The 15,221-nt window shown below is 33.9% G+C and carries 14 protein-coding genes, 1 tRNA gene and 1 pseudogene; 9 read left to right on the top strand and 7 right to left on the bottom strand.

Annotation, left to right across the window (positions count from 1 at the left end):
- Nucleotides 1-208: 208 nt before the first annotated feature.
- From eno to BMX09_RS05375, 6 genes are all read right to left on the bottom strand, one after another.
- On the bottom strand, nucleotides 209-1,510 hold the full coding sequence (gene eno / locus BMX09_RS05400) for a phosphopyruvate hydratase (RefSeq protein WP_089746681.1): 1,302 nt from the start codon (nucleotides 1,508-1,510) through the stop codon (nucleotides 209-211).
- A gap of 106 nt (nucleotides 1,511-1,616) precedes the next feature.
- The gene (gpmI, locus tag BMX09_RS05395; RefSeq protein WP_089746680.1) at nucleotides 1,617-3,146 is read right to left on the bottom strand and encodes a 2,3-bisphosphoglycerate-independent phosphoglycerate mutase; all 1,530 of its coding nucleotides are present in this window, start codon (nucleotides 3,144-3,146) and stop codon (nucleotides 1,617-1,619) included.
- A complete protein-coding gene (gene tpiA / locus BMX09_RS05390; protein ID WP_089746679.1) occupies nucleotides 3,146-3,901 on the bottom strand; it encodes a triose-phosphate isomerase in 756 nt (251 codons plus the stop codon). Before tpiA ends, gpmI begins: the two co-directional genes overlap by 1 nt.
- A gap of 80 nt (nucleotides 3,902-3,981) precedes the next feature.
- Complete coding sequence (locus BMX09_RS05385; RefSeq protein WP_089746678.1) at nucleotides 3,982-5,172, bottom strand: phosphoglycerate kinase; 1,191 nt, start codon at nucleotides 5,170-5,172, stop codon at nucleotides 3,982-3,984.
- A 185-nt stretch (nucleotides 5,173-5,357) separates the two neighbouring features.
- A complete protein-coding gene (gene gap, locus BMX09_RS05380; protein WP_089746677.1) occupies nucleotides 5,358-6,356 on the bottom strand; it encodes a type I glyceraldehyde-3-phosphate dehydrogenase in 999 nt (332 codons plus the stop codon).
- A 31-nt stretch (nucleotides 6,357-6,387) separates the two neighbouring features.
- Nucleotides 6,388-7,422, bottom strand: coding sequence for a sugar-binding transcriptional regulator (locus tag BMX09_RS05375; protein WP_089746676.1), 1,035 nt, complete (start codon nucleotides 7,420-7,422; stop codon nucleotides 6,388-6,390).
- 243 nt (nucleotides 7,423-7,665) lie between these two features.
- Here BMX09_RS05375 and BMX09_RS05370 point away from each other — a divergent pair.
- A tRNA-Arg gene (locus tag BMX09_RS05370) sits at nucleotides 7,666-7,737 on the top strand.
- Between the two features lie 478 nt (nucleotides 7,738-8,215).
- A complete protein-coding gene (gene clpP, locus BMX09_RS05365) occupies nucleotides 8,216-8,809 on the top strand; it encodes an ATP-dependent Clp endopeptidase proteolytic subunit ClpP (protein ID WP_089746675.1) in 594 nt (197 codons plus the stop codon).
- Nucleotides 8,810-8,887: 78 nt separating this feature from the next.
- On the opposite strand, the gene tadA is transcribed toward clpP, so the two are convergent.
- The gene (tadA, locus tag BMX09_RS05360; protein WP_089746674.1) at nucleotides 8,888-9,397 is read right to left on the bottom strand and encodes a tRNA adenosine(34) deaminase TadA; all 510 of its coding nucleotides are present in this window, start codon (nucleotides 9,395-9,397) and stop codon (nucleotides 8,888-8,890) included.
- 701 nt (nucleotides 9,398-10,098) lie between these two features.
- On the opposite strand from tadA, the gene BMX09_RS05355 reads away from it, so the two are divergent.
- The 7 genes and pseudogenes from BMX09_RS05355 (at nucleotide 10,099) to BMX09_RS05340 (ending at nucleotide 15,103) form a co-directional block, all read left to right on the top strand.
- Nucleotides 10,099-10,974, top strand: a complete 876-nt coding sequence (locus tag BMX09_RS05355; RefSeq protein ID WP_089746673.1) for a helix-turn-helix domain-containing protein — start codon at nucleotides 10,099-10,101, stop codon at nucleotides 10,972-10,974.
- Nucleotides 10,975-11,062: 88 nt separating this feature from the next.
- Nucleotides 11,063-11,548, top strand: a complete 486-nt coding sequence (locus tag BMX09_RS05350; protein WP_089746672.1) for a CtsR family transcriptional regulator — start codon at nucleotides 11,063-11,065, stop codon at nucleotides 11,546-11,548.
- 56 nt (nucleotides 11,549-11,604) lie between these two features.
- Nucleotides 11,605-11,739: pseudogene (locus tag BMX09_RS10290) on the top strand (IS607 family transposase); the annotation flags it as partial.
- Between the two features lie 63 nt (nucleotides 11,740-11,802).
- On the top strand, nucleotides 11,803-11,985 hold the full coding sequence (locus BMX09_RS10285) for a helix-turn-helix domain-containing protein (RefSeq protein ID WP_177159548.1): 183 nt from the start codon (nucleotides 11,803-11,805) through the stop codon (nucleotides 11,983-11,985).
- Nucleotides 11,986-12,173: 188 nt separating this feature from the next.
- Nucleotides 12,174-12,368 (top strand): hypothetical protein, encoded by a 195-nt coding sequence (locus BMX09_RS10280; protein WP_245711132.1) that lies wholly within the window; start codon nucleotides 12,174-12,176, stop codon nucleotides 12,366-12,368.
- Entirely contained in the window at nucleotides 12,353-12,463 is a 111-nt protein-coding gene (locus BMX09_RS10275; protein WP_177159549.1) for a hypothetical protein, read from the top strand. The genes BMX09_RS10280 and BMX09_RS10275 overlap by 16 nt, the downstream gene beginning before the upstream one ends.
- A 168-nt stretch (nucleotides 12,464-12,631) precedes the next feature.
- On the top strand, nucleotides 12,632-15,103 hold the full coding sequence (locus tag BMX09_RS05340) for an ATP-dependent Clp protease ATP-binding subunit (protein WP_089746671.1): 2,472 nt from the start codon (nucleotides 12,632-12,634) through the stop codon (nucleotides 15,101-15,103).
- The last annotated feature ends 118 nt before the right edge of the window (nucleotides 15,104-15,221 follow it).

Here is a 15,221-nt window from a genome sequence, read left to right as displayed (position 1 = left end):
TTTGCTACACCACTTCCTTCATCTATACCATTTCTGATACCAACTTGTGGTTCGCTACACTTGGCGGTAAATACCCGTGACTGGACTTTCACCAGATAGATTAGTGCCATGCTTGGCACACCGAAAAAAAACACCCTCACTAAATAGCAAGAGTGTTTCAAGACGTCATGCGATTAGCCGTAACTAATCAATTTTATTAAAATTTAAATTATTTGTTTTTTAAGTTGTAGAAAGCATTGATACCTTGGTATTCAGCTAACTCACCTAATTCATCTTCAATACGTAATAATTGGTTGTATTTAGCAATACGGTCTGTACGGCTTAATGAACCAGTTTTGATTTGGCCAGCATTTGCAGCAACTGCAACGTCAGCGATTGTTGAATCTTCAGTTTCACCAGAACGGTGTGAGATTACAGCAGTGTATCCAGCTTTTTGAGCCATTTCAATAGCGTTAAATGTTTCAGTGATTGAACCAATTTGGTTTAATTTGATTAAGATTGAGTTAGTGATGTCATTTTCGATACCACGCGCTAAGATTTCAGTATTTGTTACGAATAAATCGTCACCTACTAATTGAATTTTATCGCCTAAGCGTTCAGTTAATAATTTGAAACCTTCCCAATCGTTTTCGTCCATACCATCTTCAATAGTAATGATTGGGTATTTAGAAACTAATTCTTCTAAGTAATCAACTTGTTCAGCTGAAGTACGTTTTGCAGCGCCTTCACCTTCAAATTTAGTGTAGTCATATACACCATCAACGTAGAATTCTGATGCTGCACAGTCAAATCCTAAGTATACATCTTTACCTGGTTCTAAACCAGCTGCTTTAATAGCTTCTAAAATTGTTTCAACTGCATCTTCAGTTCCTTCAAATTTAGGAGCAAAACCACCTTCGTCACCTACAGCAGTTACTAAACCACGAGATTTTAAGATTTTTGCTAATGAATGGAATACTTCAGCACCCCAACGTAAAGCTTCACGGAATGTTGGAGCTCCAACTGGTAAGATCATGAACTCTTGGAATGCGATTGGAGCATCTGAGTGAGATCCACCGTTAACGATATTCATCATTGGTGTTGGAATAACTTTAGAGTTGAATCCTCCTAAATATTGGTATAATGGTAAATCTAAGTATTCTGCTGCTGCACGAGCTACGGCAATAGATACGCCTAAGATTGCGTTAGCACCTAATTTAGATTTGTTAGGAGTTCCATCTAAATCGATCATTACTTTATCAATTGCTAATTGTTCGCGAACATCATAACCGATTAAAGCTTCAGCGATAATGTTATTTACGTTATCAACTGCTGTTAAAACACCTTTTCCTAAATAACGAGATTTGTCTCCATCACGTAATTCGATTGCTTCGTGTTCACCTGTAGATGCTCCTGATGGAACCATTCCACGGCCAAACGCACCGCTTTCTGTGTAAACTTCAACTTCGATAGTTGGGTTACCACGTGAATCTAATACTTCTCTTGCTAAAATGTCTGTAATAAATGGCATGATTTATTAACTCCTTTATATTTAATTTATTTTACTACCTTATTTTATTAAATTCTGACAATACTTGCAATCATTTACTTCCGAATGTAAGCATTTTCTTCAAAATTTATTTAATAATTAGTGATTCACCTGTCATTTCTGCAGGTTTTTCCACATTTAATAGGTCTAATAACGTTGGAGCAACGTCAGCTAGACGTCCGCCTTCACGTAATTCTACACCTTTTTTAGTAACGATTACAGGTACAGGTACTGTTGTATGCGCTGTGTGAGGGTTACCTTCTGGTGTTACCATTGTTTCTGAGTTACCATGGTCAGCAAAGATAATTGCGTGTCCACCTTTAGCATGAATTGCATCAACGACTTTACCTAAGTTTTCATCAACAGCTTCAATTGCTTGAATTGTTGGTTCTAACATTCCAGAGTGTCCAACCATATCAGGATTTGCGAAGTTCAAGATAATTGCATCATTTTCGTCATTCATAATAGATTCATATAATGCATCTCCTACTTCAAAAGCACTCATTTCTGGTTTTAAATCATATGTAGCAACTTTTGGTGAAGGAATTAAAATACGGTTTTCACCTGGAAATTCTTCATTACGTCCACCATTCATAAAGAATGTTACGTGTGGATATTTTTCAGTTTCCGCAATACGTAATTGTTTTAATCCTTTATTTGCTAATACTTCACCAATAACATTTGTCATTGGGATTGGCGGGAATGCTACTTTAGCATCAATGCTTGGATTATATAAAGTCATAGTAACTAATTTAACGTTTTCAGCACGAGTACCACGATCAAAGTGATTCCATTCTTTATCAGTTACTGCATTTGATAATTGAATAGCACGGTCAGGACGGAAGTTAAAGAAGATAATCGCATCATTATCTTCAACTGTTGCTACCGGTTTGCCATCTTTTTCAATTACTGAAGGAATTACAAATTCATCCATAACATTTTCCTTATAACTTGCATCAACTACATCTTTAGCTGAAGCAAATTTAGGACCTTCACCATGCATAATGGCATTATATGCTAATTCAACACGTTCCCAACGAGTATCGCGGTCCATAGCATAGTAACGGCCTGAAACTGTTGCAATTTCACCAACACCAATTTCAGCTAGTTTTTCTTCTAAAGTAGCTAAATATCCTGGTGCTGAATCTGGAGCAACATCGCGACCATCTAAGAAAGCATGCACATAAACTTTTTCAATTCCTTTTGCTTTAGCATTTTCAACTAAGGCAATCAAGTGATTGATGTGGCTATGTACGCCACCATCTGATAATAAACCAAATAAGTGTAATGCTGATTTGTTTTCAATAACGTGTGAAAAAGCGCCTGATAATGCTTCGTTTGTTTGGAATTCACCATCAGTAATTGCTTTATCAATACGTGTTAAACTTTGATATACAATTCGGCCAGCACCAATATTTGTATGTCCTACTTCAGAGTTACCCATTTGTCCTTCAGGAAGACCTACATCTAATCCTGCTGCTTTTAATGTTGTATGTGGAAATTCATTGTAATAACGGTCAAAGTTTGGTTTTTTAGCTAATGCCACTGCATTGCCTTCAACTTCTGGTCTCCAACCAAATCCATCAAGGATAATGATTGCCATAGGTGATTTAGTCATTATTTTACTGCCTCCAATAAAGCTAAGAATGATTCTGGTTGTAAGCTTGCACCACCAACTAATGCTCCATCAACGTCTGGACAAGCCATATATTCTGCGATATTTTCTGGTTTAACAGAACCACCGTATTGAATACGAACTGCATCTGCTACTTCTTGACCGAAGTCTTTGGCAACAACGTCACGAACTGTTTTACACATTGTTTGTGCATCATCTTTAGTAGCTGATTTACCAGTACCGATAGCCCAAATTGGTTCATAAGCGATTACTAATGATTTAACTTGATCTTCTGATAAGCCTTTTAATGCTTTAGTTACTTGTTGAGCAACGAATTCACCAGCTTTACCAGCTTCATAAGTTTCTAAAGTTTCACCACAACAGATGATTGGTTTCATACCATTTGCAAAAATTGCGTGAGCTTTTTTGTTAATTTCTTCGTCAGTTTCATGGAAATATTCTCTACGTTCTGAGTGTCCGATAATTACATAGTCAACAGCTAATGCACTTAATGCAGCTGGGCTTGTTTCACCTGTGAAAGCACCAGCATTTTCAAAGTAACAGTTTTGAGCTGCGATACGTAATTCAGAACCTTTCGCTTCTTCTTTCATTCCTTCTAAGAATAAAGATGGAGCTCCGATTACTGAATCTACTAATTCAGAACTAGGGATATCATTTTTTACTGCTTTCACGAAAGCGCGTGCTTCTTCGTGAGTTTTGTTCATTTTCCAGTTTCCTGCGATCATTGGTTTACGCATGTATATATTCCTCCTAAAATTGGATCATAAAATAACTAGATGACTAATCAGCCATCTAATTATTAATTGAATTGTTTTGATTATTTGTCTGAGATTGCTGCAACGCCAGGTAATTCTTTACCTTCTAAATATTCTAGAGAAGCGCCACCACCAGTTGAGATGTGAGTGAATTTATCAGCATAACCTAATGAGATTGCTGCTGCTGCAGAGTCACCACCACCGATGATTGTTGTAGCATCGTCTAAGTTAGCGATTGCTTCACATACACCGATTGTACCTTTAGCGAAATTAGGTAATTCGAATACGCCCATTGGTCCGTTCCATACAACAGTTTTAGCACCTTGTAAGATGTTTTCGAATAATTCTACTGTTGCAGGTCCTACGTCTAAACCTTCTTGGTCAGCTGGTATTTTACCTGCTTCAACAATTGTGATTTCAGCATCGTTTGAAAATTCTTTAGCTACTTTATTGTCTACTGGTAATACTAATTTGTCACCAGCTTTTTCTAAAATACTTTTAGCTAATTCTAAACGATCTTCTTCTAATAATGACATACCAACTTCTTTGCCTTGAGCTTTGAAGAATGTATAAGCCATACCGCCACCGATTAAAACTTTATCAGCTTTATCGATTAAGTTTTCGATAACACCAATTTTATCTGACACTTTTGCTCCACCTAAAATAGCCACGAAAGGACGTTTTGGTTCATCTACTGCTCCACCGATGAATTTAATTTCTTTTTCCATTAAGAAGCCAGCTGCTGTATCTAAGTGGCTTGCAATACCTACGTTAGAAGCGTGAGAACGGTGAGCTGTACCGAAAGCGTCGTTTACAAATACATCACCTAATCCAGCCCAGTAAGCGCCTAATTCAGGGTTGTTTTTAGATTCTTTTTTACCATCAATGTCTTCGAAACGAGTGTTTTCAAATAATAATACTTGTCCGTCTTCTAAGTTATTAATAGCTGTTTCTAAAGCTTCTCCACGAGTTTCAGGAACAAATGTAACTTCTTGTCCTAATAATTCTTGTAAACGTTCTGCAACTGGACGCAAGCTTAATTTAGCTTTGTCGTCTTCTGATTTCACTTTACCTAAGTGAGAGAATAGGATTACTTTAGCATTGTTTTCGATTAAATATTTAATTGTTGGTAATGCTTGTACAATACGGTTGTCATCTGTGATAACGCCGTCTTTCAATGGTACGTTGAAATCAACACGAACTAATACTTTCTTTCCACTTACTTGTAAATCTGTTACTACTTTTTTCGCCATAAAATAGCCTCCTAGTATTTTTATATTTGGAGCGAGATAAACTCTCACATAATATAATCTTGCTTTAATAAATTACACACCAAGCTAAAGATTAAGGAATCTCTTGGTATTATATTTAAAAAGGCGAGGAAGCGAGAATGCCTCCATCGCCCTAATTACTTTGATACGACTAGCTTATCTTTATATTATAAACTTGCGAAGTATTGTAAAGTACGGATTAATTGAGATGTGTATGACATTTCGTTATCATACCAAGCAACAGTTTTAACTAATTGTTTGTCGCCAACTGTCATAACTTTTGTTTGAGTTGCATCGAATAATGATCCGTAAGAAATACCTACGATATCAGAAGATACTAATGGATCTTCAGTATATCCATAAGATTCGTTAGCTGATTCTTTCATAGCTGCGTTAATTTCTTCAACAGAAACTTCTTTTTCTAATACAGTGATTAATTCTGTTAATGAACCTGTTGGTACAGGAACACGTTGAGCTGCTCCGTCTAATTTTCCGTTTAATTCAGGAATTACTAAACCAATAGCTTTAGCTGCACCAGTTGTATTAGGTACAATATTCACTGCTGCTGCACGAGCACGACGGAAGTCTTTTGGATGTGGAGCATCTAATGTATTTTGGTCACCAGTGTAACCGTGAATAGTAGTCATTAAACCTTCAACGATTCCAAATTTATCTTGTAAAACTTTAGCCATTGGAGCTAAACAGTTTGTAGTACATGAAGCACCAGAGATAACTGTTTCTTCACCTGTTAAAATATCATGGTTTACGTTGTAAACTACTGTAGGTACATCGCTTCCACCAGGTGCTGAGATAACTACACGTTTTGCACCAGCTTTTAAGTGTAAGCCAGCTTTTTCTTTAGATGTGAAGAATCCAGTACATTCTAAAACGATATCTACTCCTAATTCTCCCCATGGTAATTCTTCAGGGTTACGGTTAGCTAAAACTTTTACGTCTTTTCCGTTAACGCGGAACGCGCCATCTAATACTTCAACTTCACCGTTGAAACGTCCTTGTGTTGAATCATATTTTAATAAGTGAGCTAATGCAGCTGCATCTGTTAAGTCATTGATTGCAACAACTTCAATTCCTTCCACTTCTTGAATGCGACGGAATGCTAAACGTCCAATACGTCCAAAACCGTTAATACCAACTTTAACTGTCATATACTTTTCCTCCTAGGAATTTTTTATTATTTTAACGAGATTCCTCGTTTAAAACCAAGTTTGCTACACCTTCATCAATTACATACCATGTATTTGATACTGGTGCGATTTTTGTATAAGCTTTTAAAGCCTCTACTTTTTCTTCCCCAACAACAATTGCTATTGTATAAGGGAATGTCGCAAGATTATCTAAATCTAATCCAATCCGAGGTAATTTAAATACTACTTGTCCTGCTGAATTAAAGAAACAACCAAACGCTTCACCAACTGCATTTTTTTCAGCAATTAACGATTGCTCATTTCGAGATAAGCCACGTCTTTCTGCCATTATTTTGGCATTTCCTACACTATAAAGCAAACAATTTGCCTTATTCATCAATTCAATTACTTCAGCCACACCTGGTTCTTGACTTAATGACATATATGTTTCCTTGCTAACATGTTCAGGAACATATAACGAACGATAACTTCCATTCGTATTTAAGGCCATTACTTCACTAACACTATTGGCTTGAATTAAAGTTGAACCGCCTACTCCACCTCGCGCTGGAACAAAAACCAAATCGCGCTGTTGTGATAATTTCGGATTGAAATTACTAGATACCGTCGCCATGGTATTACCACCAGTTACAGCAATAACTGACTCCCCCATAGGTAATAAACTATTCAAAATTCTTTGAACATTTTCACCAAGAATTTTATTAAAGTCTACCGTACTTCTTTCATTAGAGATAATACGACAAAAGTTAACCTTTAACTTCTTAGCGACAGCGGCTTCTTTTTGATTCATTAGTACCAGTTCTTGTGACATACTAGCTATTATCTCTAAAATAGATTGTCCAAATGTTGTAATTGTCATACCATTAGTTGAATAATCAACTAATTTTTGTTGCTTTAACAAATCTGTTTCTGTTCGCAATACACGTTCAGATAAACCCATTTTTTTAGCTAACAAGCGCCTGCCAATTGGTTCCTCATTAGAAATCAGCTGTAATATATTGTATCGAGTATGAAGCAAATGGTAGCTTTCGGGCACAACTTGCTGTATAATCGAAAAACTATCCATGCATATTCTACCTCCATACTTTTAAGGGTCATAAAAAGTCCCACGAATACTTTTGTTATTTTTTTGTAATCAATATTTATCTCAATTACATATATTATTCTAGCACTATTCAAAACTAATTTCAACTTATAAGCTCTTTTTTATTCTAAATAATAAGGGACGTTTTTTGTCCCTATTATCTTATAAAACTCTTTATACTTGAAAAATAATCCCAATTCCTATAAAATATTTTCATATTAGTTAGTTGCCTTAGTGTAATGGATATCACGCAAGATTCCGGTTCTTGAAATAGGGGTTCAATTCCCCTAGGCGACGTTTTTTATAATTTTCATTAGTCATCATAAATTACAAAAAATAATAAAAACATTGATTTAATAAGATTTTTGAAAAAACACGTTTCTCATCAATTACCATGTATTATTAGTTTTTGAACACAATTTGATCATATTCTAGCTTGTATCAATCTTATGGTACAAGTTTTTTGTGTAAGGGCCACTGATTATAATATAATGTAAAATATCTCAAAGGTGAAAGTGAATATTTATATTGAAAGAAAATGTTCACTTTCATCTTTTAAAAATATTGCCAATAATCTTCCTAAGTTTTAGCTTCTTACGTCACCCACTCTTCCTTATTATGTTATTTTTAATCATTTTAAACTAATTTTTCTCTTCCATAATCATCTATTTACTAGTTTTCGTTAAAAATGTTTGCCCAAATGTCATTTCTCTAGTAAACTAGGTTTAGTATTTTTTAAACAATGTATATAACAATTATATCGGAGGTAAATAAAATGAACTTAATTCCAACAGTTATTGAACAATCATCTCGTGGTGAACGCGCTTATGATATTTATTCTCGTCTGTTAAAAGACCGTATTATTATGGTTAGTGGTCAAATTGAAGATAATATGGCAAATGCTATTATCGCTCAATTATTATTTTTAGATGCGCAAGATCCTGAAAAAGACATCTATATGTATATCAATTCACCAGGAGGAAGCGTTACAGCTGGTTTAGCTATTTTTGATACGATGAACTTTATTAGAGCTGATGTTCAAACTATCGCAATGGGTATGGCTGCTTCTATGGGATCATTCTTACTTGCTGCAGGTGAAAAAGGAAAACGTTTTGCTCTTCCAAATGCAGAAATCATGATTCACCAACCTCTTGGCGGTGCACAAGGTCAAGCAACTGAAATTGAAATTGCTGCTAAACATATTTTATCAACACGTAATCGTTTAAATACTATTTTAGCAGAACGTACTGGTAAAAAATTAAAAACTATTGAAAAAGATACAGATCGTGACAACTTCATGTCTGCAGATGAAGCAGTAAAATATGGTTTAATTGATGCAGTCATGACCAATTCAAAAGACTTGGCATAATTCACATTTTTTATTTAATAAATCAAATACCGTAACCAAATGTGTTCTAACATTTAGTTACGGTATTTTTATTCTGGTTTATATTCCTTTGTTTGCTTCTGCTTTTACTAATTGTTTACGTAATTTATTTCTTTGACGTAATTCTTTAAAAAATGATTGTAATAATACAGTACATTCTTCTTCTAAGACACCACTTTCTACTGCTGCTTGATGATTAAAGCGTTCATCTTGTACTAAATTCATAAATGTCCCACAAGTTCCAGCTTTCGGATCAAATGCTCCAAATGTTACTTTTTTTAAACGCGCTAATAAGATAGCCCCACTACACATTGGGCAAGGTTCTAAGGTTACAAATAATTCACAATCTTCTAAACGCCACGATTTTTTGTGTTGATTGGCTTGACGGATAGCTTTTATCTCTGCGTGTAATGTAGCATCCTGTTCCATTTCTCGTAGATTATGTCCTCGTCCGATTATTTCACCATTACAAACAACGACCGCTCCAATCGGTACTTCTTTTTTATCATATGCTTTTTGCGCTTCTTTAATAGCTTCTTTCATAAAAAATTCTTTTTCTTCTTGTTCCATTGTCCCCTCTTTTCCTTCGACGGTATATCCTAATCACTAATATCTAATACTTTCTTCATTACTTACAACTGATACTCCAACGGTTAAAGCTTGTTGAGTTCTTATATACACAGACTTCCAATCATCCTCGAAAGTATATCAGACTAATCTGTTTCTATAAGACTTTCACTACCAATCACACCAACAAATAAATGAACGATAGTATAAACCTCATATCAAAACCCATTGATATCACTCTAAATATTATACCACATTAGGAGAACGCTATTCCTACACACTTAAAAGAGTAGGCTTTCCGTTATTTTCTTGTAAATCTATATCCTATACTGATGATTCTATATACGATTACGCCACTGATAGTTTTATGTTTTATAAACAATTGATGACTATTTTTGCTATTATCTATATTATAATATATCCTTACAAAGGTTTCCAATCATTCTATTCTATAGAAGTAAGTCTATTTCTATCAATTATATACCTAGTTACAACTTTAAAGAATTCTTGACAATATCTTTCAAATCACTTTTCAGTCTTGTTAGTGAAGCTTTTTGAAAGTATGGTATAATTATATAGTAATACAATATACAGATGAACCCATACATTATTTAACAGTAATTCTTTTTTTAATACTCATTTACTATATCTAAAAGGAGGAGCTATATCAGAAATTTTGTATCTTCTATATAGCGTTTTATATTATGCACCCATTAATACAACTTTTTCCTGACGGGACTATTTCTGAAGTACCTAGTCATAATCAAGCAGAGATTTCAATTGCCATCAATGCTTCACAATGGTTCAATGTATCTCTTAATCAATTGTCTGAGCGTGAAATTCAATTAATCAAAACACTCCAACAACAAAATAACCATTATCAAATGATATCCCATACAAATCCATGGCAGGAATATATTACCGGCCATAGACAAGATCCCCCTCAAATTTATCAGTATTTGCAACTAATTTATATTGATTGTCAAGTGATTGATAGTACTAGTTTTTCGAAGCATGAGTGGATTGATACCTTACTAGCCGTCTTACCTAATTGTTTCGGTCATTTTTCTTTGTCAAAAGATTTATCCGTCTTTATTATTGATGGATCGAATTCCATTCCTATCTCTAAAGACTTAGAACATTATTTATTACCCATTGAAGATGACTTTGCTGTGCATATGACTATTTTTTCTGGTAATTATTGGTCAAAAGATATGTTCTCAGCGCCTTTATTTACCGACGAATTAAAAATGGTACAACAATATCTAACTTCTTCTAATCGTCATAAATTTATTCCATTTAATAAATTATTATTCTGGTATTTACTCAATGGATATCAATGTCCTTCAATCAATACTAGCTTATTAACCTTATTACACCAACAAGAAGCAATTAGTAGTATCATTGAAGAATTATGGCAGCAAAAAGGTATCTTAACAAAAACTGCCCAAAACTTATTTTTACACCGAAACACTTTACAATATCGTATTGATAAATTTTATGAATTAACTGGCCTTTCTTTAAAAAGTATGGATGATTTAGCCCTTTGCTATCTAATCTTGCATCGTGATACTTTTTAAATAATTGCAGCTTAATTCTTTTAAAAAATTAAACTATCTTGTATAATGATAATAGTCAAAAATAGTCAAATGATAAGGAGGTTACAAAATGCAAACACCTAATATGTCCGATGTGATTGAGGAATATTTAAAAAAATTTTTAAAATCCAATGACCAAGTTGAAATTAGACGTAATGAAATTGCCGAACAATTCAATTGCGTACCCTCTCAAATTAATTATGTTATTAAAACTCGTTTCACTGTTCAACAAGGATATATTGTTGAAAGTAAACGTGGTGGTGGCGGATATATTCGTATCATGAAAGTCAATTTAATCGAAGAAATTGATATTATCACTTCATTAATTGATTTATTAAAACCAAAATTATCGATCAAACAAGCTGTCCATATGGTTCATAATCTCTATGAAAATGATATCATCTCACAAAATGAAGCAGAATTATTATTAGTTACCATGGAAAAAGAATCATTGGAGCTTGCTGGTGATAAAGCAGATTATCTTCGCAGTCAGATTATGAGAAATGTATTACATAAATTACAATATAAAACAATTAAGGGAGGTCCTAACTGTTAAATGTAGTATATAAAACTATATTGATTATTTATAATATAATTAAAAAGTAATGTTGAATTAAGTTTTATTCGATAGGAGAATTCTCTAAATTTATAGGAGAAACTACACAATTTTTTAGAAATTGAGATAAGAACAATGTGTTAAACCCATATCATATAACAAATAGTGGTTATAGGTATTATTCACAGAAATAACTTAATTACTTCTTAGGCTTAAAATCAAAAGAACAACTAAATAAAAGGAGTTTTTAGAAGATGATTCTTGCGAGAAAAGTTAGATTAAAGCCAACCAAAGCTCAAAAGCAAAAACTATGGCAATCAGCTACTACTGCAAGATTTATTTATAATTGGACTCTGAAAAGACAAGAAGAAAACTATAAAAATATCAATAAAACTAAAGAAGTAAAAAGACTTAAAAAGAAAGCAAAGAAAAGTTAGTCGAAAATATGAAATGTATAAAATTGAAAAAGGTGGTGAAATCCGTTGCCAATATAAAAAGACTAATAATATTATAAAACCTGAAAAGCAGATTAAATTACTTCATAGAAGATTAACTAATATTAAGAAGTAATCATATTCACCAAGCAACGAATAAGATAGTGAAAACCAAGCCATCAAGAGTTGTTATGGAAACACTTAATGTCAAAGGGATGATAAAAAATCGTCATTTATCAAAAGCTATTGCAGAACAACGTTTGTATGATTTTAAAGATAAAATGAAATATAATTGCGAGTTCAATGGAATAGAATTTATTGAAGTGACTAGTGATATCCATCTTCAAAAACTTGTAGTAATTGTGGAGCTATTAAGAACGATTTAAAACTATCTGATAGAGTTTACAAATATTTTTGTGGACTAACAATCGATAGGGTCTTCAATGCAAGTATCAATCTTTCAAAATATAAATTAGCATAGTATCACCTAAAAGATACATGGTAATATGTACCATTCGTTGTATGGGAATTTAAGCCTTTGGACTGTCACATCAAATGAGAGTTGGCATATGAATGTATTCATTGCAAAATCAGACAGGATGAATAAGGTATCAAACAAGTTTTATAAGGTTTTGGCAACGGAAAGTTAATGACTGAATTATTTACTGATAAAGCAAAAAATGCCATTCTAATTGGCGCTAGTGAAGCCATTGCTTTTAAACATCCTGAAGTCGGTTCTGAACACCTATTATTAGGTCTTGTAATAGAGCCGGATGGAATTGCAGGAAATATCTTACGTGACTTGCCTATTGATGAACGAATGATTAAAAGAGCAATTATAAAAATAGTAGGCAGAGGAACAAGCACTAAAGAAAAAGACCCTTATTTAATGCCTTACTCTCCTCGTGCAAAAAAATTAGTAACTTCTGCATCAAATGAAGCAAAACGCCTACAAGCTCCATTAATTGGTACAGAACATTTATTATTAGCCTTATTAAAAGAAGAAAGTATCGCTAACAAAATATTAATGGATTTAGAGATAAATATTACCAGTTTAGTGCATGAAATTTATTCTACTATTGGCTTAGCAAAACCTAATAAGCCACAACCAAAAGTACCTACTGGAGGACCTGGATTTAAGCAACAACAAACAAAAATGCCCCAAGTTGGCACACCTCTATTAAATTCTTTAGCAAGGGATTTAACAGAATTAGCTAAAGAAGGAAAAATGGATCCTGTGGTTGGACGTCACGACGAAATTAAACGCATGATTCAAATTATTAGCCGTCGTACAAAAAATAATCCAGTACTAGTTGGAGAACCCGGTGTTGGTAAGACTGCTATTGTTGAAGGCTTAGCACAATTAATGGTTGCTGGAAAAGTTCCTAACGATATTGCAAATAAACGTCTAATGATGCTTGATATGGGCTCATTAGTTGCTGGAACAAAATATCGGGGTGAATTTGAAGACCGTATGAAGAAGATTCTCGAGGAAATTTATCGCGAAAAAGACGTTATTTTATTTATTGACGAATTACATACTTTAATCGGGGCTGGTGGAGCTGAAGGTGCTATTGATGCCTCAAATATTCTTAAACCAGCCTTGGCACGTGGTGAATTACAAGTAATCGGGGCTACAACATTAGATGAATATCAGAAATACATTGAAAAAGATGCAGCTTTAGAGCGACGTTTTTCTTCTGTAAAAGTAAATGAACCTTCAACAGAAGATACAATCGCAATCTTAAAAGGCTTAAAACAACGCTATGAAGAGCATCATCATATCAAAATTACTGATGAAGCGATTGAAGCAAGTGTGAAATTATCATCACGTTATATTACCGCAAGACGCTTACCAGATAAAGCGATTGACTTAATTGACGAAGCAGCAGCTAAAGCTCGTTTAGAAACTACTCTTGCTCCATCAAAAATCGAAAAATTAGAAGCTGAAATTGAGAAAATTGAAAAAGAAAAACAATTAGCCATCAAAGAACAAGATTTTGAAGTAGCTGCCAATTTACGCAAAAAAGAAATGAGCAAGCGCAAAAAAGCTGAAAAACTAATGGAGGAAGCCATTGAACATCCTACAGAAATCATTTATAACGATAAAATTACTACCAATGATGTTAGCGAGATAATAGCACAATGGACAGGCATCCCTCTAAAACAAATGGAGAAAAAAGAGTCTGATCGTTTAATTAATTTAGAAAAAGAATTACACAAACGCGTCATCGGACAAGACGAGGCAGTCAATGCTATTAGTAAAGCAATTCGTCGTGCTAGAAGTGGTTTAAAAGATCCTAACCGTCCTATTGGCTCATTCCTATTCTTAGGTCCTACAGGCGTCGGTAAAACAGAATTAGCCAAAACTCTAGCTGAAGCCATGTTTGGTGATAGCAACGCTTTAGTTCGAATTGATATGTCTGAGTATATGGAAAAACATGCGGTGAGTCGTTTAGTTGGTTCACCTCCAGGCTATGTTGGTTTTGATGAAGGTGGACAATTAACAGAGAAAATACGTCAAAAACCATATTCAGTTATTTTATTGGATGAAATTGAAAAAGCCCATCCTGATGTCTTTAATATCTTATTACAAGTCCTAGATGATGGACACCTAACTGATACAAAAGGTCGTCAAGTAGACTTTAAAAATACTATTTTAATTATGACTTCAAACCTTGGAGCAACAGCCTTAAGAGATGAAAAATCAGTTGGCTTTGCGGCGAAAAATATCCAACATGACCACAAAGCAATGGAAAAACGCATTCGTCAAGAACTAAAACATTCCTTCAAACCAGAATTATTAAACCGAATTGATGAAGTAATCGTCTTCCATAAATTATCAAAAGAAGAATTAAGCCAAATTGTTGCCCTAATGAGTCAATCAATTATCAAGCGTCTAAATGAGTTAGATATTAACGCTAAGATTACTCGCTCTGCTTTAGGTGTTATTGCTGAAGCAGGTTTTGACCCAGAATATGGTGCTCGTCCAATCCGTCGAGCCCTTCAAAAACAAGTAGAAGATCCATTAAGTGAAAAATTACTGTCTGGTGAGATTATTGCTGGAGATTCTATTACAATTGGTGCTAAACAAAATAAAATTTATATTAAACATACTTAAGTACCGTAAACACTATGGCGAATCTGCTATAGTGTTTTACTTTGATTCTTTTCCTAACTAACTATCATTTTTAAGTTGGATTTCACGAAAAAAACTGCTACACTTATTAATATATTAT

Origin of the sequence: Granulicatella balaenopterae, assembly GCF_900111135.1 — a bacterium.
Classification (GTDB): Bacteria; Bacillota; Bacilli; order Lactobacillales; family Aerococcaceae; genus Granulicatella; species Granulicatella balaenopterae.
This window is presented reverse-complemented; position numbering and strand designations above follow the sequence as displayed.

Coding starts and splice junctions, on each gene's coding strand:
- BMX09_RS05340 (WP_089746671.1), top strand. CDS start 12,632: ATGACTGAATTATTTACTGATAAAGCAAAAAATGCCATTCTAATTGGC.
- eno (WP_089746681.1), bottom strand. CDS start 1,510: ATGCCATTTATTACAGACATTTTAGCAAGAGAAGTATTAGATTCACGT.
- tpiA (WP_089746679.1), bottom strand. CDS start 3,901: ATGCGTAAACCAATGATCGCAGGAAACTGGAAAATGAACAAAACTCAC.
- BMX09_RS05385 (WP_089746678.1), bottom strand. CDS start 5,172: ATGGCGAAAAAAGTAGTAACAGATTTACAAGTAAGTGGAAAGAAAGTA.
- tadA (WP_089746674.1), bottom strand. CDS start 9,397: ATGGAACAAGAAGAAAAAGAATTTTTTATGAAAGAAGCTATTAAAGAA.
- gap (WP_089746677.1), bottom strand. CDS start 6,356: ATGACAGTTAAAGTTGGTATTAACGGTTTTGGACGTATTGGACGTTTA.
- gpmI (WP_089746680.1), bottom strand. CDS start 3,146: ATGACTAAATCACCTATGGCAATCATTATCCTTGATGGATTTGGTTGG.
- BMX09_RS10285 (WP_177159548.1), top strand. CDS start 11,803: ATGATTCTTGCGAGAAAAGTTAGATTAAAGCCAACCAAAGCTCAAAAG.
- BMX09_RS05350 (WP_089746672.1), top strand. CDS start 11,063: ATGCAAACACCTAATATGTCCGATGTGATTGAGGAATATTTAAAAAAA.
- BMX09_RS05375 (WP_089746676.1), bottom strand. CDS start 7,422: ATGGATAGTTTTTCGATTATACAGCAAGTTGTGCCCGAAAGCTACCAT.
- BMX09_RS05355 (WP_089746673.1), top strand. CDS start 10,099: ATGCACCCATTAATACAACTTTTTCCTGACGGGACTATTTCTGAAGTA.
- BMX09_RS10280 (WP_245711132.1), top strand. CDS start 12,174: ATGGAAACACTTAATGTCAAAGGGATGATAAAAAATCGTCATTTATCA.
- clpP (WP_089746675.1), top strand. CDS start 8,216: ATGAACTTAATTCCAACAGTTATTGAACAATCATCTCGTGGTGAACGC.